12 protein-coding genes are annotated in these 24505 nt (G+C 55.0%); 11 read left to right on the top strand and 1 reads right to left on the bottom strand.

Annotation, left to right across the window (positions count from 1 at the left end; all coding sequences use genetic code 11):
- Positions 1-383: 383 nt before the first annotated feature.
- From ABDZ81_RS14975 to ABDZ81_RS15025, 11 genes are all read left to right on the top strand, one after another.
- Positions 384-1223 (top strand): hypothetical protein, encoded by an 840-nt coding sequence (locus ABDZ81_RS14975; RefSeq protein WP_425541916.1) that lies wholly within the window; start codon positions 384-386, stop codon positions 1221-1223.
- Positions 1223-4969, top strand: a complete 3747-nt coding sequence (locus ABDZ81_RS14980; RefSeq protein WP_343774817.1) for a hypothetical protein — start codon at positions 1223-1225, stop codon at positions 4967-4969. Before ABDZ81_RS14975 ends, ABDZ81_RS14980 begins: the two co-directional genes overlap by 1 nt.
- Positions 4966-5586, top strand: coding sequence for a BREX protein BrxB domain-containing protein (locus ABDZ81_RS14985; protein ID WP_343774818.1), 621 nt, complete (start codon positions 4966-4968; stop codon positions 5584-5586). Before ABDZ81_RS14980 ends, ABDZ81_RS14985 begins: the two co-directional genes overlap by 4 nt.
- Positions 5583-9425, top strand: a complete 3843-nt coding sequence (locus tag ABDZ81_RS14990) for a hypothetical protein (protein ID WP_343774820.1) — start codon at positions 5583-5585, stop codon at positions 9423-9425. Before ABDZ81_RS14985 ends, ABDZ81_RS14990 begins: the two co-directional genes overlap by 4 nt.
- A gap of 86 nt (positions 9426-9511) precedes the next feature.
- On the top strand, positions 9512-10540 hold the full coding sequence (locus tag ABDZ81_RS14995) for a nucleoid-associated protein (RefSeq protein WP_343774821.1): 1029 nt from the start codon (positions 9512-9514) through the stop codon (positions 10538-10540).
- Positions 10530-12248, top strand: a complete 1719-nt coding sequence (locus tag ABDZ81_RS15000) for a hypothetical protein (RefSeq protein ID WP_343774823.1) — start codon at positions 10530-10532, stop codon at positions 12246-12248. Before ABDZ81_RS14995 ends, ABDZ81_RS15000 begins: the two co-directional genes overlap by 11 nt.
- Before the next feature lie 612 nt (positions 12249-12860).
- Positions 12861-17063: a BREX-5 system adenine-specific DNA-methyltransferase PglX gene (gene pglX / locus ABDZ81_RS15005; RefSeq protein ID WP_343774824.1), complete on the top strand. Its 4203-nt coding sequence runs from the start codon at positions 12861-12863 to the stop codon at positions 17061-17063.
- Entirely contained in the window at positions 17063-17599 is a 537-nt protein-coding gene (locus ABDZ81_RS15010; protein WP_343774825.1) for a hypothetical protein, read from the top strand. The genes pglX and ABDZ81_RS15010 overlap by 1 nt, the downstream gene beginning before the upstream one ends.
- Positions 17599-19764, top strand: coding sequence for a BREX-5 system phosphatase PglZ (pglZ, locus tag ABDZ81_RS15015; protein ID WP_343774826.1), 2166 nt, complete (start codon positions 17599-17601; stop codon positions 19762-19764). Before ABDZ81_RS15010 ends, pglZ begins: the two co-directional genes overlap by 1 nt.
- Positions 19765-19842: 78 nt before the next feature.
- Positions 19843-20316, top strand: coding sequence for a group I intron-associated PD-(D/E)XK endonuclease (locus ABDZ81_RS15020; protein ID WP_343774827.1), 474 nt, complete (start codon positions 19843-19845; stop codon positions 20314-20316).
- Positions 20313-23219, top strand: a complete 2907-nt coding sequence (locus ABDZ81_RS15025) for a helicase-related protein (RefSeq protein ID WP_343774828.1) — start codon at positions 20313-20315, stop codon at positions 23217-23219. The genes ABDZ81_RS15020 and ABDZ81_RS15025 overlap by 4 nt, the downstream gene beginning before the upstream one ends.
- Before the next feature lie 51 nt (positions 23220-23270).
- On the opposite strand, the gene ABDZ81_RS15030 is transcribed toward ABDZ81_RS15025, so the two are convergent.
- Positions 23271-23933 (bottom strand): hypothetical protein, encoded by a 663-nt coding sequence (locus tag ABDZ81_RS15030; RefSeq protein WP_343774829.1) that lies wholly within the window; start codon positions 23931-23933, stop codon positions 23271-23273.
- Between the last annotated feature and the right edge of the window lie 572 nt (positions 23934-24505).

Consider the following 24505-nt stretch of genomic DNA (forward strand, 5'->3'; position numbering starts at 1 on the left):
GCAGACTGCCCACTCCAATTCTAAAATCGCAAGACGAAAGCTGGAAAGGAATATAAGAAAAAAGAGAATTCTATAGTGTATAAACTGAAAATACTAACAAGTTTGAATCTGTCCTTCTCAGAAGAGCGTGAAATAATAAGACAGATGATGGACATGTGTGCAAACTGCCCACACCCATTCAGAAATTGAAAGACAGCGATCGGATCTCTATATAAGAAAAGGAAGATATGCGTTGTTAGTTATCCTATACAGAACAAACGGGATGAAGAACGTGAGAAACAACCTAATTTCTGATAAGTGGCCGATGATGGCTGAAGTATTCGAGGACATGTGGGATCCATAGATGACGAACAGTAAAGTAGGTCGACAGGCATCCTCGACTTATGACGATCCTTTCGGACGGCGGGGGCACGCGATTACCCTCACTTTCCCGCCAGCTCTCGAGTTCGGACGTGAACATGGATCTAACCATGTGTGGTCTTCTCGTTGAGCGAGCAGAGGAACTTGCGAGCCTGTACGAAGAACACGGTAACTGGAACACAGTCAAGGAAATCTGGTTTGAGGAACGTCGTGCAAATCGCAGTACAAGAGGCAGTTCCCAGAAAATATACCGCGTACTCACATCCCGGTTCAAGAACGCTCCCGCAGACCTTCCGAACCCACGTGATCTTCCCGCTGTGTTAGATGCTTGCGCAACATCGAGAGACAAAGCACAAGTGCTCTACCCATATCTCGTTGCCGACGATGCACTTGTCCGCTATGTTGTTCATGAATATACTCATCGACTTTCGTCAGATCATCCTGACGCCCTTGATTTCTCCAATGAGACTCTCATGACGATTCTCAATCAGCTCGAGTACGCTGACGGGACATCGTTCGACTACGCTGATTCTACTACGGAACGCTGGTGCGAAGGGTTCCGATCAGTTATGCGTGAAATCGGCGTGTTGGAGAATCAGCAAGCTATCGTTGGGAACCCACCATCGCTGGGAGAAATTCCTCTTCTCGTTGCGATGGGGTACTCGTACGAGAAGACCGAGGACGAGTGGTTTGAGTCTCCGACTGGTCTCCTCTATCTTTTCCAACCCAGTGCTCGCTGGGAGGAACTCTACGATAGGGCAGCCGAGACAGATACGTGGGAATTTGTCGAACTACATGGAAGCCTCCAGCTCCGACCAGTTAACGATCCATACTCTTGGGTCAGTCAGGAGGGTGCTGAATAATGGTCGACACAACTTGGTTTGAAGACCTCCCTGAAGATTTCGAGGAATCGGTACGCATCGACCGAGAAGAGCAGTCCGAGGACGAAAACCGACATCGAGAACAAGCCATCAAATCGTACCATGTGACGGCCGACTCCCAACGGTTCCTCGAAGACTTCGTCAACCGACTACTCGGTGAAACAGAGGATATGCGTACGGGGTCGAACTACTGGCTTTATGGCTACTACGGGAGTGGCAAGAGCCACCTGCTCACCGTCCTCGATGGGCTGATGGATACCGAATGGCTCGAAGAGCAGTACGAGGATGTCTGGACAAACCTCGTACCTGAAGCCGCTTCCGATAGTAACTTCGACGAACTGCGGAACCGATGGGAACGAATTCATTCTGAATATCATATCATCCCCGTCTCGGTGAACTTGCTGAAGTACCAGGGACAGAAGCAACGCAGTTTCAGCGAGATCGTTCTTCGGCACGCCCATCAAAACCCGCTCCTCACTGGCGTCGATGACGACATCTCTACCGGGTTATCTTCACAGCTTGACGTCGCCTACTTCGAAGACTGGTACCAAACGACCGAAGCATGGCCTGAACGGGAAAAACGGGCCGCCTCTGTCGTTGATGGGGTAACGCCGATCCCGTCACAATACGATTGGAAGACAGACAGACTCTGGACCGATATTCAACAGTACAGCGCGCTGTCTGACGTCACGCTCCCAGAACTGTTCAAAGAGGAGACGGGCACGCGTGACGGCTACACCGACCTCCAGCCGTCAGATATTGATCCTGAGGAGGTCGTCAGTAGGCTGGAGTCTCTTCGAGAGACGCGTGAAAAGGACCTCGGCGAGCCAGTCAAGCTTGTCCTCTTGCTCGACGAAGTAAGCCTCTTTATCGGAACTGACTTTGAACGTCTGACTGAGCTTCAGACTCTTGCGGAGAACGTTGACGACATTGGTGATGGCAACATTCAACTCGTCGCAACCGCGCAGGCGAAAATCGAAGATGTACAGCCGAAATTCGCCGCGCACGGCGCTGATTTCAGTATCGTCAAAGACCGATTCCCCCACCGGTATCAGCTTCCGAGCAAGCATGTTGGTGACATCGCCGAGCGCCGACTCTTCCAGAAATCCGATCCAGGTGAAGACGCAGTCCACCGAATCCTCGAGGACGCCGATATAAAGCCGTCTGAATCGCTGGTCTACAACGAGATCAAGCAGAACACGAAACCGCCACTCGATGCGATCGACGACGAGGAACTCGTCAAGTTCTATCCGTTCCTCCCGTATCACGCACCACTGTTCCTCGAAGTGCTGTTCAACCTTCGTCGAGAAGCAAACGATCCCGCGAAGTCCATCTTCTCAGGAACTGCACGAGCCATTCTTGCGCTCATGCATGGGTTGCTGGTAGATTGGATCGATAATGGCGAGGAAGATCAAATTATCTCGCTAGTCGACTTCTTCGATCTGATCGAACCAGAGCTGCGTGAAATCCTCCCGCAGGATATGCGTGTCGTCGAGGGGGGTGAAGAGACGACCGGCATCGCGGACGAGGTAGACGACGAAGATAGCGAGATCCAAGAGTTCGACCTTGACGTCGCGAAGGCAGTGCTACTGCTTCAGCACGTCCACGAAATCGTTCCCATGAACGAGGGGAACATCGCGGTGGCTGTAATGTCTGACCTGAATGGCCAGTCGTGGATCAGCATGACCAACCGCGTCGAGGAATCGCTGGATCGACTTCAGAAATTCATCCGACCAACGCAGGAGGAGAGTGGACCTCGCTACCGGTTTGCGACACAGGAAGAACGCATCATCTACGAGGAGACAGAAGAGAACGAATCAGACCCTGACTGGGATGACATCATCGAAACTCTGGATGAGTACCTCTGGGAGCGCATCACTCAGGACCTGTCTCTCCCGGAGTCGGTACCATACAGCGGGTCCAGTGACGAGTTCCCGGTCTCATACCACTTCGAACTCGGCGGAACGACGTTCGATACCAGTATCGTGTCTGAAGGCGGTCTGGATATTGACGTTGCAATCCAAGGCGTTCGTCCAGACGCAGATCCCGAACAAACCGATGAGGACACGCTTTACTGGAAGATCGATACCGATGGACTCCAAGACCTACGCAAACGACTAATCGAGTGGTGGGCGCTTCGTGACGCTATCGCCACTCGCGATGCACCACCAGCAGTCGAGCGAGACCTAGAGCAGCGGGCGGGCGCCGTCCGCAGCAAGCTGACCAGCGCGATGACGAGCGGCTCGTACACCGTGAAAGACCGGACAGACATCGTTGGTCTCTCGAAAGCAGTCCAAGTCGCGGTCAACGTCACGTACCCTGACGACTTCCATCCAATGATGCTTCAGGTCGACGAGAGTCGACTACGCGAGCTACGTGAACTCGATAGCGACGCACCACTACCGGCCTGGGCGCGGACGATTCAGGTGCCCTCATCGAATCAGAATGGGGAACAAGGCAAACAGACTATCCAGCGTAACGTCCTGTCCCTCACCGGCCGGCAACTGAAGAACCGTGACGAGGGACTGAACATGAATACGGTCCTCAATGAGATTGTCGAACAGAAGCCGTTCTACGACGAGGCTCGACCCGCCCTTCGCGCCATCATCTGGGGATTCTGTCGAGAAGGGAGACTAGTGCCCATCGACGAAGACGGCACCACGCTGGCAGACGAGGCCGTACTCAATCTCGACAGTCGCTCGACAACGAGACTGAAACTGCTCCCGCGGAAGCCACTGGGGAAGCTTCTGGAAGAGGGAGGATTCAAAGAGACGACCGAAACTGTCGCAGATGGCCTCATCAACCTTCAGGATGCCAATCAGCAGATTCGATCGAAGCTCACTGGCCTTCGAGAAGACGTTTCCTTAGTCGTCGATACCGACGTTCGAGCCGACGTGGTTACGGGCTTGCTCGAAACGTTTGCCGACGACCTAACCGAACGGATCGAAGACGCGGATGATCGTCTCTCAACCGTCAAGTCGCAAGATGACGATATTGAAGATGTAATCGACGAGACGACCGAGGCACAAGAGTGGGTCGAAGAGGTCATCGACGTCTGGAATCGTCGACTTTCGACCCTTCAGCGTCTCGACGCGATACTGACGATTGGCAATGATCAGTTCGATTGGATCAATGAAGAAGCCCAAACCTCGATTGAGTCCCGTTCGTCCGCAGTGTCCTCGTTCGACGGTGAGTGGTGGACGACCGACGGATGGAGCACCTTCTCCGGTGAGCTGGTTCCCGATCTCGTCCCCGAACTCGAGCAGTCTTGGGAAACGTTCGTGGACGAACGCGGCCTACGTGAGCTGGTCGATCGTATCGAGGAGCACCCATGGGTTCTCCCGGCAACTGACCTCCCGGCTAGCGTCCACATCGCCTTCGAGGGAGAGTACATCACGCCGATGCGCCATCTCCAGCAGTGGTACGAAACGGTCGAGAACGCGATCGCAACGCTGTCGGATGATGCAGACACAGACGAGATCGTCGACGTGACGGACGACGTGGCTCAGTTAGAGCCACTCGCTGACGCTGTCGAGTGTAATCCGGTTGAGTTAGAGGCCCGGCTCGACGAACTGTCGTCGATCGTCGGCGACCGAACGCCCGCCGACGTCGACCAGATCGGCATGGTTCCCGACGACCGACAGAAACTGAACCGTCGCTTGGAGCGACTCGTTGAACAGCAAGACCTTGAGATCGAAGAGACAGACGAAGGGGTGATTATTCGATGAGCCAAGGAAGTTCGTCGCCGTATCGTGAGTTCAAAGAGAAGCTACGTACGTTCGCGCAGGGGCAGCATGGGATCCGCAACCCATTCGTCATCGCTGCCGTCGATCCGGCGATCGAACACCAGACGGCTGACCGCCTCGAGACCTGGGCGAGTGGTCGAATCGAACCACCAGAAATCCCTGACGAAGTCACCGTTCAGCCGATCTGGCTCGACGAGCTACTTCCGCAGACCGACGTGTACAAACTCCTCGTCGATCTAGGCGAGCCCCTGGCCGATCTCGACGACGATACGTCGCCAGGGAAGCGTATCGAGGAGACGATGCAGGACCAGCTCGCCGAAGAGCTGGTTCAGCAGATGGTCGAACACGAACTCAGCAAAGAACAGCTGGAAACTCAGAGCCACGTGGTTCTGCTGCTCAACCTCGGCAGTCTGTATCCGTTCACGCGCGCCTCGGAACTGCTCGACGAACTCGACCGCCGGAACGTCAAGTCCACGATCGGCATACCGTTCCCCGGTGACGTCGTCGGCGGCAAGTTGAGCTTCTTTGGCGGCGAATCGCGACACTACTACCCAGCACACCAGATTGACGAGCCTATTCAGGGGGTGCATCTCCAATGACTATCGGCGACCTCTTCCACAGCGATCCGACGCGACAACTCGAAGAAGTACAGAAGGTCAACGCCCGCGAACGGGCCGAGACTGACGTCAGAGAATTCTACGAAACAGACAGTGCCGAACGGGTCCTCAGGAAACTTGGCGACGTTATCCAGACACACCCTGGCGAAGCCGCACGCTTCCTATACATCCACGCAACGTTCGGTTCAGGGAAGACACACCTCCTGAAGCTCGTTGGCCTCATCACCGACGACGAATCCGAGTTCGCCTACTTGGGTGACCGGCTGGCCGAGCAATGGCCTGGCTTCGACGAGCTCCAGCGTTCCATCACTGGATCTCACGTCGATCGGCTCAAGCCGGTCTTCCTCAACCTGCTCGACCGCGACGCGTCGAAAGAGCCGCCGTTGCCGTTCCTCATCTTCGAGGCGATCGGTCGCGAGCTCGGGTACCCGACGGACCCGAACTGGTTGCTCGAGTGGGCCTGGACGCTCGATATGGAGTACGACGGCGTCTGGGAGGCGCTTCAGGAGTTCGAACACGACGGGAAAACGTTCGACGACGTGCTCGAGGAACGCGCCTCGCTCCGTAGTTGGCTCTATGAAGCACTTCCTGCGATGGCCGAGACCACAGGGACGGACCTCGATACCCACTCGGGCGTGAAAGCGTCTATCGAGACTGCCGAAGACGACGTCGAGCCCGAAGCGTTCGACCCCGAGGACCTCGTCTCGCGTGTCGAGACAGCGACCGAGGCCCTGAACGATGGGAGCAAGCAAACCGAGCTACTGCTGGGATTAGACGAGGTTGCGCTTTTCGTCGGTGACAGCCGCCACCGATACCGCGAGTTCGAGGAGACGATGGAAGCACTTCAGCGCGGACCGAATCCGGTCGTCGTCACAACCGGGCAGTATTCGCTCCCAGATACTCGTGAGAACCTCATCGGTGAACCACCAGAAGAGCATTGGACGCATCAACAGATTCCGCTCGAAGGAGCTGACACCGAGATCATCGTCCGAAAGCGGTGGCTCCAGAAGTCGGAACCTGAGGGAACGGAGCGCGTCGAGTCACTGGTGGCGTCGATGCCAGACCTCTCGCTCGAGACGTACTCATCGGTGACGAGCGCGGACCCGGACTCGACCGAGTCATACCCGTTCCGCGAGTACGACCTGTCGCTCCTGCGGGCCGTGATGCAGGAACTCATCACGCAGGGACGGTCGACGGACCGAGACTACATCCAAGGTCGAGCGCTGCTCGTCCTAGTCAGGTCGCTGTTCACCAAGTTCGACTGGGCGTCGAAAGAGGCGGGTTCGCTCGTCACGTGGGACGTCCTGTTCGACCTGCTGGTCGAAGAGACGACGTATCTCCCACTGTGGGTTCAGGAGATGATCGATAACACCCTGGTGCCCACCTTCGATGGCGACGAGGGCGCCTGGGAGGTGCGCCTAGCGAAGGGGCTCTATCTGCTGAACCAGACTCCAGCTGTTCCCTCGACGCCGGAGAACCTGGGCCGGTTGATGGTCGACGATGTCACGGCGTCCGTCGACGACGTAGTCGAGAAAACTGAATCGGGGCTGGAGACCCTCGTCGACAAGCAGAAAGTCCTCACCGAAACGAACGACAAAGGTGACGAGGTCTACACGCTGGTCTCTGAGGAGCAGGAGAGCATCCTCAGTCGTGCGCAGGACAAGGCCGCGAAGATTTCCCCGCACCAGTTGTCGGCATGGTTGGAGACGCGTCTGCGCGAGAACGACGACTTCTTCCGGAGCGACGGCAGCCGTCACGAGGTCGACGTCGGCGACGAACGGCTCGTCCCGCTTCGGTACGACTACTCCATCCTCGACACTGTCGACCGGGCGCCGTCCCCCGAATACGACGCGATTCGCATTCGCGTGTTGGCCGACGATCCCGACACCGTCTCTGAACAGGTCGAGACGTGGCAAGACGTGAACAACGGTCGTGATGGTGGCGAACACGTACTCATCACGATCGACGTTCCCGAGACGATGCTCGAGCGGATTCGGAACGTCATCGGCATGGGACAGGTGTTGGACGAAGAAACCGAATCTCACGAGGAACTTGAACGAGAACACCGCACCGACAAACGTCGCCTCGAATCGTCGGTGACCGAGATCCTTGAGGACGCATCAGTGTACACGGTCCACGAGCACCGCGGCGCTCGCTCCAGCGTGCTTACCGATGTCGTTAAGGACCAGGTAGACATTGTGTTCGGCTCATCTCGAAAGACGCTCTCGCGGCCGCTCGTCGAGGTCGATGACGCGAAATCGATAGCGAAATTCTTCCGCGGCAGCGGTGAGTGGCCGCTTTCGGACGCGGACGCTGCGATGCTCGGCGTCGACACCACCAGCGCAGAGGTCGCCGACACTGGCTGGTGTCGCGAGTTCATCAATACGTACGAGTCACAGAAGTCAGTCGACGTCGAGACACTCCTCCAGCAGACCCAGACTGCAAATGGGGACTATCGGGGGACGCCCCAGGAGGCGATTGCGGCGCTCCTGATCACGCTCGCGACCTCCAACGAATCTGTCGCACTCAAGCAGGATACCGACTACGTGACCGACCCTGCTGCGATCGGACGGCAGGTGCGAACCAAGGGCGGATTGACGTCGCTCCAGGTCCGCTTCGGCGTCGAAATCATCGACCCGAAGACGGTGAAAGAACTCGTGGCTACCGTACTCGGTGAGGAACCGACAACTGATGGTCCGGACGAGTGGCTGGGTGAACTCGGACAGTGGGTCGACGAGAACAGTGTGACCGTCAAGCGCACGCTGAAGAGCGCTGACAGAGAGTTCGACGTGACGCTCAAGGCCTTCGAGGCAACGATTGAACCAGCTCTCAGCGGTGAAGAGCTCTCCTCGTCTGACTTAGGAAGTGAGGACGATCTCGAGGCGGTACTTGAGGAGGCCAAAACCTTCGCGGACGCTCGCGAACTCTTCGCTGTCGAGGAAGACGGTGAAACGCTCTGGGAACACTTCAGCGACGAACTGGACACGATGACGTCGATCTATCCCAACGCGTCAATCACCACCAGTATGCGGGCAACGGCGGAGAGCAACACCGTCCCTAGTGTCGCGACGGTCGAGTCACGGCTTCGAGACGCTGAGGGGCATCGCGTCGATGAAATCTCAGAACAGTACCGGCGTATCACGGGGAGCACCACCACTGAATCTGATCCCGACGCCATCTGCGAAGACCTGAGCACTTGGCTCCGGTCGAACGAAGACGACGTTCGAGGAATCGTTGACGCAGCTACTGATGAGTTCGACGACGTCGTGTTTGACGACCTGGAAGACGTGTTCGATACAGTCTGGAACAGTGAGAGCCTGTCTGAAAGTGATGTTGTCGACTCGACTGTCGTCCAGCAGACCGAGACGTACGAGCAGGTTCGCAACCTCTTCGACGACGCTGGTGGTGCGAGCCTCTGGTCGCAGCTACAGGAGGTGGGCCGAGAACTACGTGAGGAGCATCCAGACTCACCGACGACAGAAGCTGTCGAGACTGCACTCGCTTCTTCGCGGCCACCCACGAGGCAACGTGTGCGCCAGCTCATCGAGCGGGCCAAAGACCCGAAGCCGCCTGGTGCAGACGACGATGCATGGACCAAACTTCAGACGGTTGCCGAAGAGTTACGCCAAGAGCTTCCGAACGCTGATGTGACTGATGAAGTTACAGCAGCCGTCGATGCCGACGAAAGGCCGAGTGAAGAACAGGTGGACGAGTTGCTCTCAGAGTCGAAGACGGTGTTGGAGCGGATTCAGGGTGCGAAGGCCTGCCTGGGCGATCTAGAGGATGGCACTATCGTATTGATCGAAAACCAATCCAGATAGTTTTCAATCTCCCGCTCGGTTCTCCAGAAGATTGACCTTCTCAATAAGAAGCATTATATGGCTGCTATACTCCGTTGTCTATCAAGATGGACATATCTATTCAGGGAATGGCCTACTCACCGATTGAGTATGGTCTGGAGAGCGGTGACCAATGGCAGAACTCTGTTGGTCAAGATACGGCTTCTGAATTAGATGTCTTTGCGGAATACATTACTGAGGTGATCGTCAAGTCTGACCAATCAAATGTTACCCGTGGCAATTTCGATACATCAGGAACCGCCACGGAGGGTGCACTTCAGGTATTGTGTGATACAGATTATGAAGACGGACAATCTGATTTCTGCGATGCTGCTTTTGAGTTGACAAAACGCCTGAACGATGTTCTTCATCATACGGCTAACGAAGGCGTTCTCTTTGCGGTTCAGGCTGGTATTGAAGGCGAAGTCCTGACTGACGACATAGACACGGTCGCGGTCCTTCTTAAACTCGATCTTGAAGAGGCTCAGCGAGTGAAATTGAAGTCAGACAATACGCTAAAGTCGGTGAGTTTTGAAGACCTATTTCCAGAACCAGAGGAGCTTCAAAAGGCGGTTATGTATCCGCTAGTTCGAACGACATCATTTCGGCTTCCGGGTGACGTCAAATTCTATCAAAAGGACACTCTATCTGAGTATTTCCACCGATTCATCGAGTGCGACATAGCCCCTGCAACGCTTGAACAAGCCAAGAGCGTCTTTGAGGCCATTAGCGAGATCAAACATGAACGGACAGGCCAGCGAGCAGATGCAGAGGATCTGAACCGTTTCCGTGCCCTTCGCGAGGATAGTGATGGAGGTGTCGTCGAATTAGATGAAATAACCTCAGCAGCGAGTGACATCGTGGGAGAGACTGTGTCTGGTCAAGACCTTGCTGACGAACTGGGGCGAGATAACCCAGACGCAATCGTGATGGACTCTAACAATCTTCCCAGTGTCGTCAAGTACGAGGTGGACGAAGAGATCGAAGTGAAGTTCCCTTCAACGGCAAGTGAACGAGTCAACGTCAATGAGGACGAAAACGAGGTTGAGATTTCGATAACCGGCGGAGACTTAACAGTCGCACCTCGTGACCGATAATCTATCCCTCACTGAGCTCGAGTCCGCACTCTCGCGGTTCTTTTTCTCGCCGTGGGAGCCGACAGAATCATCTTCTGCTCTCATCGTTGAACAAAACGGGCTGTCGATCTCAGACTGGGAAGAAGCATTTGACGCAGTTGAAGCGGTTCGAAACTTCGATCTGGGAGAGAACCTTGTACTGACGGTTGAGGAGGATAGTCAAAACTTTGAATACCGAATTAACTGGGAACCCACCGACTTTGTCACCTGTCACGATCGCGAAGAAACGGATATTCCAGCTTCAAGATTATATCCGGACGATGAAACCGCAGCAGATTCGCTAGAGCAAGTCCGAAATGACCGAGTCAATGACCAAGAAGAACTTCAGAGCGTAGTTCGGTCATTCATCAAAGCCCCTCGGACATCTGTTCGGTTTAGATTTAGAATCCCTCACAGCCACGTTGAATCTGTCATTGGAGAAGGTTTAGACTTAGATATAGGTGTCAAATTTCGATTCCTCTGGTCGAGTCTACTCGAGGAAATCGAGGCTAAGTCAATTTCTGAAGTCAAGGATTTCGTTCAACTAAGGAACGAGAAAACCTGTTTCGTCACAGTTGACCTGCCTGCAACTGCATTTGGAGAGTATATTGGGTTCTTTGCACTACGAAAGCTCGATAGTCGTGATTTTTCGGACTTTATCGAGAGGCGTACCCACTTAGATAGGACGTTAAACGCGATCCAGAGAGAATGCGCTATCGATGGCTTTCATGAGGTCTACCTACCGCCCGCAGTGTTCGTAACGGACAGGGGTGACGAATGGTTAACTGAGGTCCTACGTCAACGATTAGCCCCGTTTCAAGCGATGTTCTTCTTACTGGGTATTTCTAACACAGCGCGACGCCAAGACGGCGCCTGGAGAATTCGAATCAATGGCCGGAAAACCATCGATTCAGAAGTTGAACTGGAGAAGGAACGAGACGAGTGGGAACTTTCGGTGTCTAATGGGCCGTCACCAGTTAACGCTGATCGAGAACAGGTACAAGAATTCGTCTCCCTATTTAATTGGATCTATCACTCACGATCGACGGACAGAGTCACGGTGCTGAGAAATATTGTAACACTCTACACCACCAATATCGCTGGTCTCCTCGACGAAATCGAGAATATTCACGCAAGCGCACGAACGAACTTTAATGTCTATATTGAGGATAGCGTTGACGAATTTATCGATTTCCAGCAAGAGGTTAGTAGATACGTTTTCGAGACTCAGAGAGAAGTCTCCAATCTACGCCGAGACCTATCAAATGCTGTTAGCAAAGATTTATTTCGAGTATTCGGATTTATACTCGTTACCGGTGTAGGTGTGGTCAGCCAGATCAGTAGAGTCACCAACGCGAGGAATGCCTTGGGAATCGCCTTGATCCCGGTCGGGATCTATATGGTTTTGAGCTTAGTTGGTGTTCGAGGTTTAAACAAACAGTTCGACTCCATCGAGGCCAGCCGTGAAGACTACTACAACTTGTATGAGCGGTTCTTAGACAAGCAGATACTCGACGACATCACAGATAGTGAAGCAGATAGTGATCTCAAAACCCAATTCAAGAGAGGTATTTGGTTATACTATGGGCTATTCGGGATACTACTAGCAGTAACTGTGTACTCGATTATTGACCTCCTCTTCACAGGCGGTCCTGCAACCAAACTGTTGGCCGAAATTCTCTCCTCCTGAGGGTCGCTGGGGAGTTACCGTCGACGAATTGGAGGGCGATGTTGGTAGCGCGATCTCGACTTGAATGCCCAGACGACAAACATTGCGGTCGCTCCCAGCATGAAGGTAATAACCGCTGTCGTACTTCCTGCGAGCATTCCAGTAGCTGCTGACGAGATGACGAGGTACAGTACGACTCCTGTCGCGCCTAAATTGCTATATGCGACAACTATCGATCCGATCGTCGAAACGATCGGAAGGGTCGCGAATGACAAGTGGCCAACCCAGAGGATAGTAGATATTTCATGAGAATACACACCTCCCTCCGGCGAGAGCGTCTGTTGTACATTCGCCAGTTCATTGAATAGCCTCAGAAACACTGGAATGAGTACCAATGTGACGACAGCGCCTTTGAAGGCACTATCGATCAAGGATAACACTGCATCTGGCCCACTGCTATTTTTCCGAGGTGTGGACATAAGCTAACAACCAGACTGACGTAGTTGATCCTGATAATAATTCTGCTCAACAAGGGGGGTCAAATTTCCACCAACGGCTCAGGGATGGACTTCCACCATCGGCAACATTAAAGATGGTCGTGTGATTCGGACATGGTATACACAATTACCTCCCATGGCAAGCAATTCTCTCTCCCAACGGAAGGCCCAACTTGACAAGGAAGAACGCGAGCGTCTCGAAGACATCGTTGAGGATCTTCGCGAGCGCGTCGAGGATAACGTCGAATTTCAGCTCACGCAGAAAGGACTCGATGACGAGCCAGAGGACCTTGACGATCTCGATGAGAACACTCGGAAACTCGCCGAAGCTATCGATCTCGAAGGAGTCGATGGCCACACCTGGGATGAGGCATTCGAACAGTACGTAACTGGCGTCGGCTATACGATCGTCAATCGTCTCGCTGCGCTTCGATGCATGGAGGTGCGGGACTTCATCGACGAGGAGGTCACCGTCTTCAAGGACAACGGCCTGACACCCGCTGCTGAGACTCTCGTCCACGAAGAGTTCCTGCTGGAAGACGAAGCTATCATCCAGGCGTATCACAACGCTTGCGACAGATTGGCTGAAGAGATCGAGATTCTCTTCGACCGGGACTCGGCCTACAGCCAGGTTGACCCCGACGACGACACTTTCGAGGAACTCTGTGGGATGCTTGACGAGATCCCTAACGAAGTCTGGCGTGCCGACGACGTCCTTGGCTGGGTCTACGAATACTACAATCGTCCCGTTGTTGAGGCTCTCGACGCCAAGAACACGCTTGAACCTGAAGACGTTGGGCCTGCGAACCAATTCTATACGCCACACTGGGTCGTCCGGATGCTCACCGACAATTCACTCGGGAAGCTTTACCTCGAAGCGACCGGACAGGAGGACGCCATCCCGGAGCCTGAATCTCTCTCCCCCGAGGAGCGAAAGGAGCGCCTCGTCACACCTGAGGACTCGCCTAGCGTTCCTGAACTCTGTACGTACCTCATTCCAGACGAGGAGCCCGGCGATGCCCCGGAGTTTGACCACCCGCGGGAACTGCGGGTCATCGACCCAGCTTGTGGAAGCGGGCACTTCCTCCTTTACGCGTTCGACATCTTGGAGCGCATCTGGTGGGCGGAGACTGAGCTGGATCGTGCAGAGATACCTGCGAAGGTGCTGGAGCACAACCTCTACGGCGTTGACATCGATCTACGCTCCTGCCAGCTCTCGGCATTTAATCTGTACCTCAAAGCTCGAACGCGGGCTGAGGAGGAAGATGGCGAGTTCGAGATGCCGAACGTCGGAATTGTGTGTGCAGACGCCCGGGTCGCCGAGGTCGAGGAAGGTGCTGCGGTGCTGGACGAAATTACTGGCGAGGGGAGCGACCTGCGTGAGGCTATCGACGACGTTATCGAGACGTTCCAGCAGACCGAGGCACTCGGAAGCCTGCTGGACGTGAGTGGGACACTGGAGGAGGCGTTCGATTCCAGCAAGACGCAGTCTGAACTTACTGACTACAACGAGGGAGATCACCAGTCGCTCAATTCATTCCTGAAGGCACTTCGACGCGCCGTTGAAGAGCGGACGAGCGATTCCTTCGGTGAGCAGAACCTCCGGAGTTTTCTAAACCTGCTGGTGGTATTAACGCAAGAGTACGACGTCTCACTGATGAATCCTCCCTACGGGTCAGGCGGACGTATGCCTGATTCCGTACAGGACTACGTTTCGAATACCTACGACTACAAGGAGGAATACTACATCAACTTCTTCGAAGCGTGTAATCGCCGAACGAAGAACAATGGGCGGACGGGAATGCTCGTTCCGCGTTCGTTCATGTTCCTCAAAACCTTCGAGGAATTCAGGAAGGATTTCATCGGTGGGCAGGGTGCGTTTGACTTCCTCGCTGAATACGGTATTGACATCTTGGACAACGCAACTGTTCGAACTGCTGGGACAGTTGTTCGGTCAGATGTCGATAGCGAACAAGAAGGTACCTTCCTGAGGTTGGATGATGTTGAAAAAGGAGAGAAGGAAGATTCTTTTCTCTATTCTGCATTTGTATCTGCCGAAGAGGAGGGGATCCAGAGAGTATTCAGGAGAGAAATCTCGCAGTTCAATCTTGTTCCGGGGACGCCTCTCACCTATTGGATTCCCCGGTCACTGCGGGAATTGTATGACTCAGAAATAGTGCTTGATGCCGAGAATGCAGGACTCGAAAAAGACGGTATCTCCTCGATAAAGGTTGGTCTGCAAACAGGCGATGATAGCAGATTTACCCAGATGTTCTGGGAAAATCAATTGTCTGACTGGAGACCTCTGGCTAAGGGCGGGGAAGATTCATGGCTATTGCCCCGTGTGAGAAAAACTGTGTTGTGGGGGGAGGATGGAATTGAGGTTCGACGATATTCTGGCTCGTACCCGCGCAATTCGCAATATTATTTCCAAGAAGGAGTGACTTTCAACCGCGTAAAGGAGAACGGGAAGCGATTCGGTCATTTCCATTCTGGGTCCGTCTTTGGGGATAAGGGTCCAGTCATCTTCCCAGAAGATAATAAATGGGATATCCTGTCGTATTCAAACAGCCGATTGTTCACCTATCTGATGTTAGCACAGACGACAGAACGGATGTGGGAAGTCGGTCAGGTTTCAAAAATACCATGGCGAGACGAACTGGAGGTCCCAGAAAGACTATCCACGCTTTCTCGAGAATCCGTCTCGCACATCGTTTCTAAGCGCCAATATGACTTTGTGTCACCGTACTACGACGGTCCAGTCCTTCTTGACGTACTCGGCGAGAACAACACGCTCGATCTGTACGAGCACCCCCATCGTGAGCTACAGGAAGAACTAACCCTCGACTCCCCGTCCTCGACACCTGACGTGGAAGCGACCTTATCCGAGCTCGGGACTGCCGCCGCAACTCATCTCGAACGAATCGAAGCTGACCTCCAGTCCTGTGCCGATGAGATAGACGAAGCGGTGTTCGACTGCTTCGACATTTCCGAAGACCAGCGTGAAACCATTCTCCAAGAGATCGCCCTCCGTACCAACGAGGATCCACGCGAACAGGAGGAGTACAACCCCGAGTCCATAACGGAGCCCGGAGAGGACTTCCCGGAGCAGGTCAAAGACCTTCTCCTACACTTCGCCCTCCACGCTGTCCACGAGGCCGACGACGGCATCATTCCCCTCTCTGAGGTTGAGGGAGAGGACGACCTGCTGACCCACGTCGAGGACGAGTTCGAGCGTGTCTGGGGCGAGTACGCCGATGCCCGCCTAGCAGAAGTTGATGAAGTCCTGGGAAGCAGGTCTGCCGCCGAAGAGGCCTACCCTAACCTTCGGACGTGGCTAGAGGAGGACTTGTTCGACTACCACGTCTCGAAGTTCGACCGAGTACCTATCCTCTGGCGGTTCACCACCGAGCGGCTCGTCTCGGACCCCGAGGGCGAAGGATTCGGCTGTCTGGTCGACTACCATCAGCTGGACGACGGCGTCTTCGATCGCCTGCAGAACCACTATCTCGAACCGCGGAAGAATCTCCTTCGAGAGCGCCGCAGCGCCGCAAACCGACGACAGAGCGACGACTCTCTGTCGGCGAGCGACCAGGCTGAAGCCGCCGAGGAGTATGCCCGCTGTGAGAGTGGACTCGAACAGATCGAGGAGTTTGAGGAACGCTTGGCCGAACTCGCACAGCACGAACCCCGGGAGTGGCCCACAGAGCAGCAGGAAGTCGCCGACTCGGCGGCCGGCCGAGTCGCCGAATTCCGCGAGCAGACCGAGGAGCGACTCGAAATTGTCGATGAACTCGCCGAAATGGAGGACGTCGATATGGGAGAACTGTTCACCGGAAACTTCTACGAGAAGGTAGAGGACCAGCGTGAAGAATGGATCGGTGCGTTGGAGGATCTCGAAACGGCGTTCGACGCCTACGCAGCGGCTCCAGATCATCCCGTGGAAGCACACCTATACGATCTGTTTGACTACTATGCCAATGACCTCCTCGGCAGTTCGCACTTCGCGAGTAACGGCATCCTCTACATGACGTACTATTTTGACGACTTCGAAAAGGCAGATCAAGCCCGTCTTGATAGTGCCGGTGTCTCACGGCGACAGCGTCTGATCTCCCAACTTGCGAGCGACTTGGACGAGTATATCGAACTTGGTGAGTCCATCGCTGAGGACTGTGAGGAGGTCTCGTCGAAAATTCCATCTGATTGGGCCGACCGCGCACTCTCGGAAATCACGACCGCGGGATACCAGCCCAACCACAAACACGGCGTCGAGATCAATATCACGCCGCTTTCTGACGCCGAGATCGTGTCGAAAACCGTCGACGACGAGGTGCTCTAATGAAGGCACATGTCTTTGCGGAAGGGTCCAATACGACTACCGAGGATCCAACAAAGCCTGCGAAGGAATACTTCCAGGGTCTGTTCGGAGTTGTGGCCGGACTAACCGACGAACTCTCGGAATCGGCCAATACCAGTCTCCACGTACTCTCAGAGGAGTTCGGTGTACTCCGAGGTGATCAGCCGATTGCTGATACCACCGAGTCTAAACAAGGAGGGTCTGCTGACCTCTGGGAAAAGGCTCAAGAGGAACTCCTCACTGCTGCAAGAGAGGCAGATGTAATAGTGATACTATTGTCCACGGACGCCTTCGAGAGGACAGTAGGCGAGATTTGGCCAGAACTCGTTGAAGCGGCTAAACCGGACTCCATTTGGTGCATCGGAGCTGCTCGAAGCACGCTCGATTCGATTACCTTCGAGAAGCTGGAGGAAAAAGGCTGTTCGGTCATCTCCTATCAGCGAGTCGGCGTCGCTCGAATTGGTACAGATGCCCGAGAAGACCTCCTCCAAGCAGTAAATCAAAAGGTTTCAGAATAATGCCTGCGACCAAGACCCTCCCTGAGTGTGGCCGCGACGCCATCGAGACTGCTATCGACGAAGCGGCCGATGATGATCCAGTCGTACTCTGGTGGGACGACGGTGGCTACCTTCGCGACATCGTTGAGAGCGTAAGCCGCTCGCTAGGCTGTGAGTTCCACGCAGCAGAACAGACGCCGCTGGAGTTGCGCGCCGACGCACCGCGTGATCGAACCGTCTGGTACGTTCCACGGGCACGCAGCGACGACGTAGACTGGTTCAAGGACGTCGAGAACACTGGTGGAGTCGTCGAACAGCACATCGGCAAACTCGCAGCACGCTGCTTCGAGAACGACCGCTTGCAGGCCGCCTCGATTCGCACGGCCTACGAAGATGCTGACGAGAGCGAACGCGAGCAGGTTGCAAAGACGCTCTTTCAGGAACTCAATGGCCAGGGCGGTCTACCGACGCTTCAGGGACTCCAGACGAAGATCGTCCTTGATGGCCACGACGATCCCGTGCAGTTCGTTCTCGAACACGGTACCGAGAACCTTCCGGACGATACCGAGGACCTGCTGAAGATCCGCGACCTGCTGGTCGGCAAGGGCGTCGCGGCTGTCGAGGGTGTTACCGACGAGGATGCGCTCGTGACGCGTACCCGCCGCTGGGCGGTCGCAGAGTGGCTCGTTGAGGAAGGCTTCGACAAGTCCCTGCTCGACGCCGAGTACCAGCCTGAGCCCAGTTCGGGACTCGGTATCTCTCGTCCCGAACTACAGTCACTGCTGAGCAAGGTCGAGCCCGAGCGTGCAGAAGAACTGGCACACGTCTATCTCGATCCCAGCGCCCGCTTCTGGCACGATGTCCTGCGCACCTATGACAACCCATGGGAACTCGCCGATTGTCCCGTCGACGCCTCTCTCGAACATGAGCTCTGGGACGAGTGGACGCAGTCGTTCCATGCCGGCGAGTACGAGACGTGCGCGAACCGCGCGTCCAAGCGCCACCAGCGCCTCGAGACGACCTACGGCGACGTTCCGTGGACGCACGTCTGGGAGCAGGCCGTTGAAGTTGCCAATCTCGCCCACGAACTCGAGACGTGGGAAGAGCGCGGCGACACGACTGACATCGTCGATCTCTACGGCGACGTCGAGGACGGTACCTGGCAGATCGACAACGCCGTCTTCAACCTCATTATCTCTGGTGAGCCGGAGTGTGATCTCCCCGAAGAGCATCCCGCGACGGCGACACTCGACGACCTGCGCACGTCACTAACGGAGTCACGCTATCTTGACTACCTCGGCGATCTCGGCGACCTCGTTGTCGACCAGATCGAAGCGGGCTCGCCGTTCGCCGGCGAAAACTACGCTCACCAGTTCTTCGACCAGGAACAAGAGTACCTCCAGAGTGGGCAGAGCGTCGCGTTGTTCATCGTCGACGCGCTGCGCTTCGACCTCGCGCACGAGCTGGCAGAATCTATTCGGCGTGAACTTCCGAGTCTCGAAGTTGACGAGAACGCCTGGGTCGGAACGCTCCCTTCGGACACCGAGTTCGGGAAGGCGGCACTCACGCCGGGCAGCAAGTTCAGCTTCAATATCGAACTCGATGATGGAGAACTCGTTCCGGAACGGAACGGCCGCGAGATCAATAACTACCAGCGCAAGAAGCTGCTGAAGGACGACGGCTGGAGTTACATCATGCAGAGCGAGGATCACGAGTCGGGGTGGGGAGATACCCGCGTCGCCTACTACTGGAACGATCTCGACAAGGCCGGAGAGGAGGAGCTGACCGACTTTGAGGCCCTGTTCAGCGATCGTATCGAGAAAATCTCGGACATCATCTGCGAGAAGATCGAACAAGGCGAGTGGGACCGAGCGTACATCCTCGCCGATCACGGCTTCGTCTCTCTCCCACAGAGCGTCGACATCAACGACATCCATCCACCAGATGAAGCCGAGAAAGTGACGCGTCGATGGGTTGCTGGTGAGAAGATCGACGAGGACGCACCTGGTGTTCTACTCGACGAGAATGCTCACCTAGGGTACCTCGATGAGGATACGAAGATTAGTGCTCTTGCTGACCCGATTCAGCGTTTCCGCAATCAGGGACTGCCCGACGCCCGATTCTACCACGGTGGCGTTCTCCCTCAAGAGTTTGTATTGAACTTCGTCACGATCACCCAGGAGTAATATCGGTATGCCCGAATGAACTGTGAACTATGATGCTACTCCCACAATACAATCCGTTGGTCGGAGGCGAGCATAGATATGAGCCGTAATACGGGTCATATCGACGGTGAAGAGGCCGAACTCGCAGTCGCAGCCCATCTCGTCCGTCAAGGGTGTCGAGTGTCCTACACCCACGGGTTGTACAAATACGACCTTGTTGCTGACAAAGACGACGAACTCCTCCGAGTACAGGTCAAGAAAGCGAACCAGAACAACGAGAAACCCTGGAAATACCGCTTGTTCACGGAACAGTATCAGAACGGGCAGGTCGATATTTTTGCCGGGTATATCGTGGAGGAAGACGAAGTATTCTACGTGGCTTTCGATGAAGTCGGGGAAAACAATTTCCGGTTGAACACAAAAGACAGAGCAGAGTTAAGCGACCACAACGCGAGCCAGGCAAATCTCCTCGAGGACTACACGTTTGAACGAGCATTTCGCGAATGTATGACTGATACAGAGACGGAAGAACAGAACGAGACACCGTCATCTGAGCCAGTAGAGGGGCAATGAATTCGTTCGACCCTGGCGACGCGATACACCTGAACGGTACCCCGGCTGAGATCATCAAGACATACTCCGTCGGCGATCTCGAGTATCTCCGAGCGTACGTCGAAGACGAAGGCGTGAAAACCGTCTGTATCGACGACGTCGAGATCGAACCGAAGCAAGATCAACTTGGCGAGCTAGATTCAACTTCTGCCGATCAACTGCATCCGGACCACGAGACCGTTTCTGCCGAGTGGTTCGACCTCCGCTCGCAAGCGCTCCAGCTACAGATCGCCCATGAGCAGGGACAGCTGCTGAGCATCTCGAATTCGCTGGTTCGTCTCGAACCCTACCAACTCGATGCCGTCAACTGGGTGATGCAGAAGCTCCGCCAGCGTGCGCTCATCGCTGACGACGTCGGCCTCGGGAAAACCATCGAAGCCGGACTCATCCTCAAAGAACTCACTGCTCGAAACCGTGCCGATCGCGTCCTGTTCGTCGTTCCCGCACATCTCCAAAAGAAATGGATTCGGGACATGGACCGATTCTTCGACATCGATCTCACGCCAGCAGACCGGCAGTGGGTCGAAGGAGAACGTCGCCGGCTGGGCGAGGAAGCTAACATCTGGGATCAGGATCACCAACGGATGGTCACCAGTCAGGCGTTCCTCCGTCAAGACGAGTTCCAGCCCGCCCTCGAGGAAGCATTTTGGGACGTAGTGGTGGTCGACGAGGCACACAAAGCCGCTAAGCGGGGTGAGTCGCCAAGCAAGACGTCGAAGATGGTAGAACGGGTTGCTGGCAACTCCGACTCGCTTCTCCTGCTTAGCGCGACGCCTCACGACGGCAAGGGCGAAGCCTTCCGCTCGCTCGTCGAATACATCGATCCGTTCCTCGTCGCCGAGGATCAGGACCTCTCGAAGGAAGCCGTCGACCGCGTAATGATCCGCCGCGGGAAGCAGACACTGTACGACGATGACGGCGAGCGCATTTTCCCTGATCGTGAGGTCAACACTGTTCCCGTGGAAATGACTCATGAGGAACAGCAGTTCTATCGCGCTGTCACGGACTACGTGCAGAACGTCTACAATCGGTCTGAGAAACTGAACGAGCCCGCGGTCGGGTTCGCGATGGCACTCATGCAAAAGCGTCTCGTCAGTAGTATCGGCGCCATCCAAGCGACCCTGAGTCGTCGCTTGGGCGATCTAGTTGATGAGCAGTCGACCTCCACCAGTCTGTCGGAGGAAGCGTCCGCATACCTCGACGGCGAAGACCTTGACGAAGAGAATAAACAACGAGCCGAAGAGGAACTCTCTGCGCTGACCGTCACTGAGAGCGACGCGCAACTCGAGGAAGAGATCGAAACGCTTCGCGATCTCGTCTCGCTCGCCGAAGGTATCTCCGTCGACTCCAAGGCCCAGAAAGTACGTCGATACATCCAGCAACTCTTGGAGGAGCAACCTGACGAGAAGCTTCTCCTGTTCACCGAATACCGCGACACGCTCGATTATCTGCTCGACTTAGTCAAAGACGAACCCTGGGCTGACGAGATTCTCGTCATCCATGGTGACGTCGATAAGGAGGAACGGGCTCGCATCGAGGACGAGTTCAACCACGGACAGTCACGGTTACTCTTCGCGACGGACGCTGCAAGTGAGGGGATCGACCTCCAGCACAGCTGCCACATCATGGTGAACTACGAACTGCCGTGGAACCCGAACCGCCTCGAACAACGTATTGGCCGTCTTCACCGGTACGGACAGGACAAGGAGGTCAAGGTCTGGAACTTCTCGTTCGAGGATACCCGTGAGGGCGAGATTTTCGAGATGCTCCAGAACAAAGTCGAGAACATCCGGGGGAAACTCGGGAACACGGCCGATGTACTGGGGATGCTCGACGACATTAACGTCGACTCGCTCATCATGGAGTCCATCCAGAACGAGGAACCTGCAAGTGCCACAAAGGAGGAACTCGAAGAGTTGATCGATGAGCGGCAGCGCACACTCGAGGAGTGGTACGAGCGCAGCCTGATCGACACGAGTACGTTCGATCAGGAAAGCCGTGAGAAGATCCAGGAGGTAATGGACGAGTCTGAGGACGTCTATGGAACTGAAGCGGACATTCACGAGTTCGTTGAGCGTGGTGTTGAAGCACTTGGTGGCGATGTCGAGAAGGCTGGGAGCAATCTCTACAGAGCCGAACTACCCGCCTCTCTCCGACAAGGAACCGATGAGGAGTATGGCCCGTTCACGTTCAGTCGTGACTTCGCAATGGATTACGACGGTATCGACTACGTGTCTCCGGACGACGAGTTGGTCCAGCGACTTATGCAGTACGTACTGGATAGTGAGCAGGGCGATGCCGGTCTGAAACTTCTTCCGTTCGTCGACGAGCCAGGAATCACCTACAACTACCGTGTGAAGTTCGAGGACGGGACGGGAGAAGTCATTCGCGAAGAGATGATTCCGGTGTATGTCGATGCCCACCATCAGGATCCTCGACAACGACTGGGTCAACGTGTTGTTCAGGGAGATAGCGTCAAAGGATCGCCCGATGCAGACCGCGTGCGCTCTCTGATTCAGAGCCAGGACCAACTGCGAGCAGCAGCTGATCGCTACATCAGTCAGCGGGTCGCATCGCTGCGAGAGGAGCTACATCAACGCCGGCGAGAGGAGACTCAGCAAGAACTGGATGATCTGGAGGAGTACGCAGAAACTGAGCGCCAACGTATCGAGGAGTTCATCGAGGACTATGAACGCAAGGCTGAGGCCGGATCAAACATGGACATTGCCATTCGCGGTCAACGGGAGCGGCTCAACAAGCTCGAGCAGCGTATCGAAGATCGGCGCAAGGAATTGGAACGAAAAGCGCAGGTGATCTCGCTTGCTCCGGATGTTGAGAATCTCTGCCTTGCTCTTCCAGTTTAGCAATTCTGTCCTTCCGAACTAGGCTAACTGCCGTCCTCCACTACCTCTGGACTAGATCGTCCATTCGGGTCGATCTTTGACGAGAGCTAGGAACTTGTCAAGTGTGTCCTCGTTGGTTGATTCCGCCGTATCATCTCGAAGGTCTTCTAAGCGCTCGTGGACGTCACCGACTGCCGAGTTGACTGCGAGACCTTGGTGATAGCTGAGCTGAGTTTGTCCTGTCGCGACTGCGACAGAGCTGTAGTTGAGGCCTGCTGCGATCGCAGCTGCATAGAGGACCGGTATAGAGAGCCCCTCGTTCGTCCCGAGATAGTATGGCCACGATGCGAGACCGATGTAGTATTTTGCTTCGACAAAGAGGGTCCCTGAAGGTTTGTATGTGACTCTGATCGTTGTGGCCGGCTCCGATGGATCGGGATACGCTGCTCTTAGATACAGCGGTTCATTCGCCTGAGGATCATATTCGTGGTTCGCAGCTGAGAGCCCCGAGAAATTCTCTCTAACTATCTCTGAAACTGTGAACCAAGTCTCTCCTACAGGTGTTTCCGTTTCGCGAACGTCAGTTGGTGATTCAGTCGTAGTGATTTCCGTCGGTTCTGGAACGTCTTGAGGTAACTCGACCAGGGTCGAGTCGAGCGCCTCCAGCCCTGAATAGAACTCGCCGACCGGTGGAAGATCCGGTACAGAGTTCTCGACATCTGTTTCCTGTGTCATCAAACAACGATATGGCCTATCAGTAGTTGGCTATTAGTTGGCTTAGATTAGGAGGTCTAGAAATGGGATAGAAGACCGTCTGCTCCTGTATTGAGTTTTGGACTAAGGAATTGACTTAGATTGTCTAGAACCTCTGATCGATATACATTCGGTTGTTAGTCGATCATCGGTTTGTCCATCCGAGCTTGCGCCTAATGTTCTTCAATCCAAGGTGAGAATGACAGAATATGACCGGAAAAGAGCAGGGACCAACCGATAGCGAGATTTGGGCGGCATTTGACCGCGTTGATGATGTGTTCCAGAGACCGCGGAAGCGAAGACAGAAGCAGTAGTACGTCAAATACTGGCCTTGTGTATCGAGCGAACGAGTCCCGTTGATCCTCGGAAAATCACGACGGCTCAGGAGATCATGTGCAACTGTTCAGGAGTCTCCAATCCCGACACCGGACGGAAGTACATGCATCGGCTCACCGGACGAGTCGACGGCTGGGAGTGCATCCCAGGGTTCAATCTACGCAGGAATCAGAAAGCGTACGACTGGCCCTACGGGCGACTCGAACTCCTGTTCAACC

The organism is Natronoarchaeum mannanilyticum (genome assembly GCF_039522665.1).
Lineage (GTDB): Archaea > Halobacteriota > Halobacteria > Halobacteriales > Natronoarchaeaceae > Natronoarchaeum > Natronoarchaeum mannanilyticum.

Bases quoted from the DNA above. Each gene is read 5' to 3' on its own strand.
- ABDZ81_RS15020 (WP_343774827.1), top strand. From the start codon at position 19,843: ATGAGCCGTAATACGGGTCATATCGACGGTGAAGAGGCCGAACTCGCA.
- pglZ (WP_343774826.1), top strand. From the start codon at position 17,599: ATGCCTGCGACCAAGACCCTCCCTGAGTGTGGCCGCGACGCCATCGAG.
- ABDZ81_RS15025 (WP_343774828.1), top strand. From the start codon at position 20,313: ATGAATTCGTTCGACCCTGGCGACGCGATACACCTGAACGGTACCCCG.
- pglX (WP_343774824.1), top strand. From the start codon at position 12,861: ATGGCAAGCAATTCTCTCTCCCAACGGAAGGCCCAACTTGACAAGGAA.
- ABDZ81_RS15030 (WP_343774829.1), bottom strand. From the start codon at position 23,933: ATGACACAGGAAACAGATGTCGAGAACTCTGTACCGGATCTTCCACCG.
- ABDZ81_RS14995 (WP_343774821.1), top strand. From the start codon at position 9,512: ATGGACATATCTATTCAGGGAATGGCCTACTCACCGATTGAGTATGGT.
- ABDZ81_RS14980 (WP_343774817.1), top strand. From the start codon at position 1,223: ATGGTCGACACAACTTGGTTTGAAGACCTCCCTGAAGATTTCGAGGAA.
- ABDZ81_RS14975 (WP_425541916.1), top strand. From the start codon at position 384: ATGACGATCCTTTCGGACGGCGGGGGCACGCGATTACCCTCACTTTCC.
- ABDZ81_RS14990 (WP_343774820.1), top strand. From the start codon at position 5,583: ATGACTATCGGCGACCTCTTCCACAGCGATCCGACGCGACAACTCGAA.
- ABDZ81_RS15010 (WP_343774825.1), top strand. From the start codon at position 17,063: ATGAAGGCACATGTCTTTGCGGAAGGGTCCAATACGACTACCGAGGAT.
- ABDZ81_RS14985 (WP_343774818.1), top strand. From the start codon at position 4,966: ATGAGCCAAGGAAGTTCGTCGCCGTATCGTGAGTTCAAAGAGAAGCTA.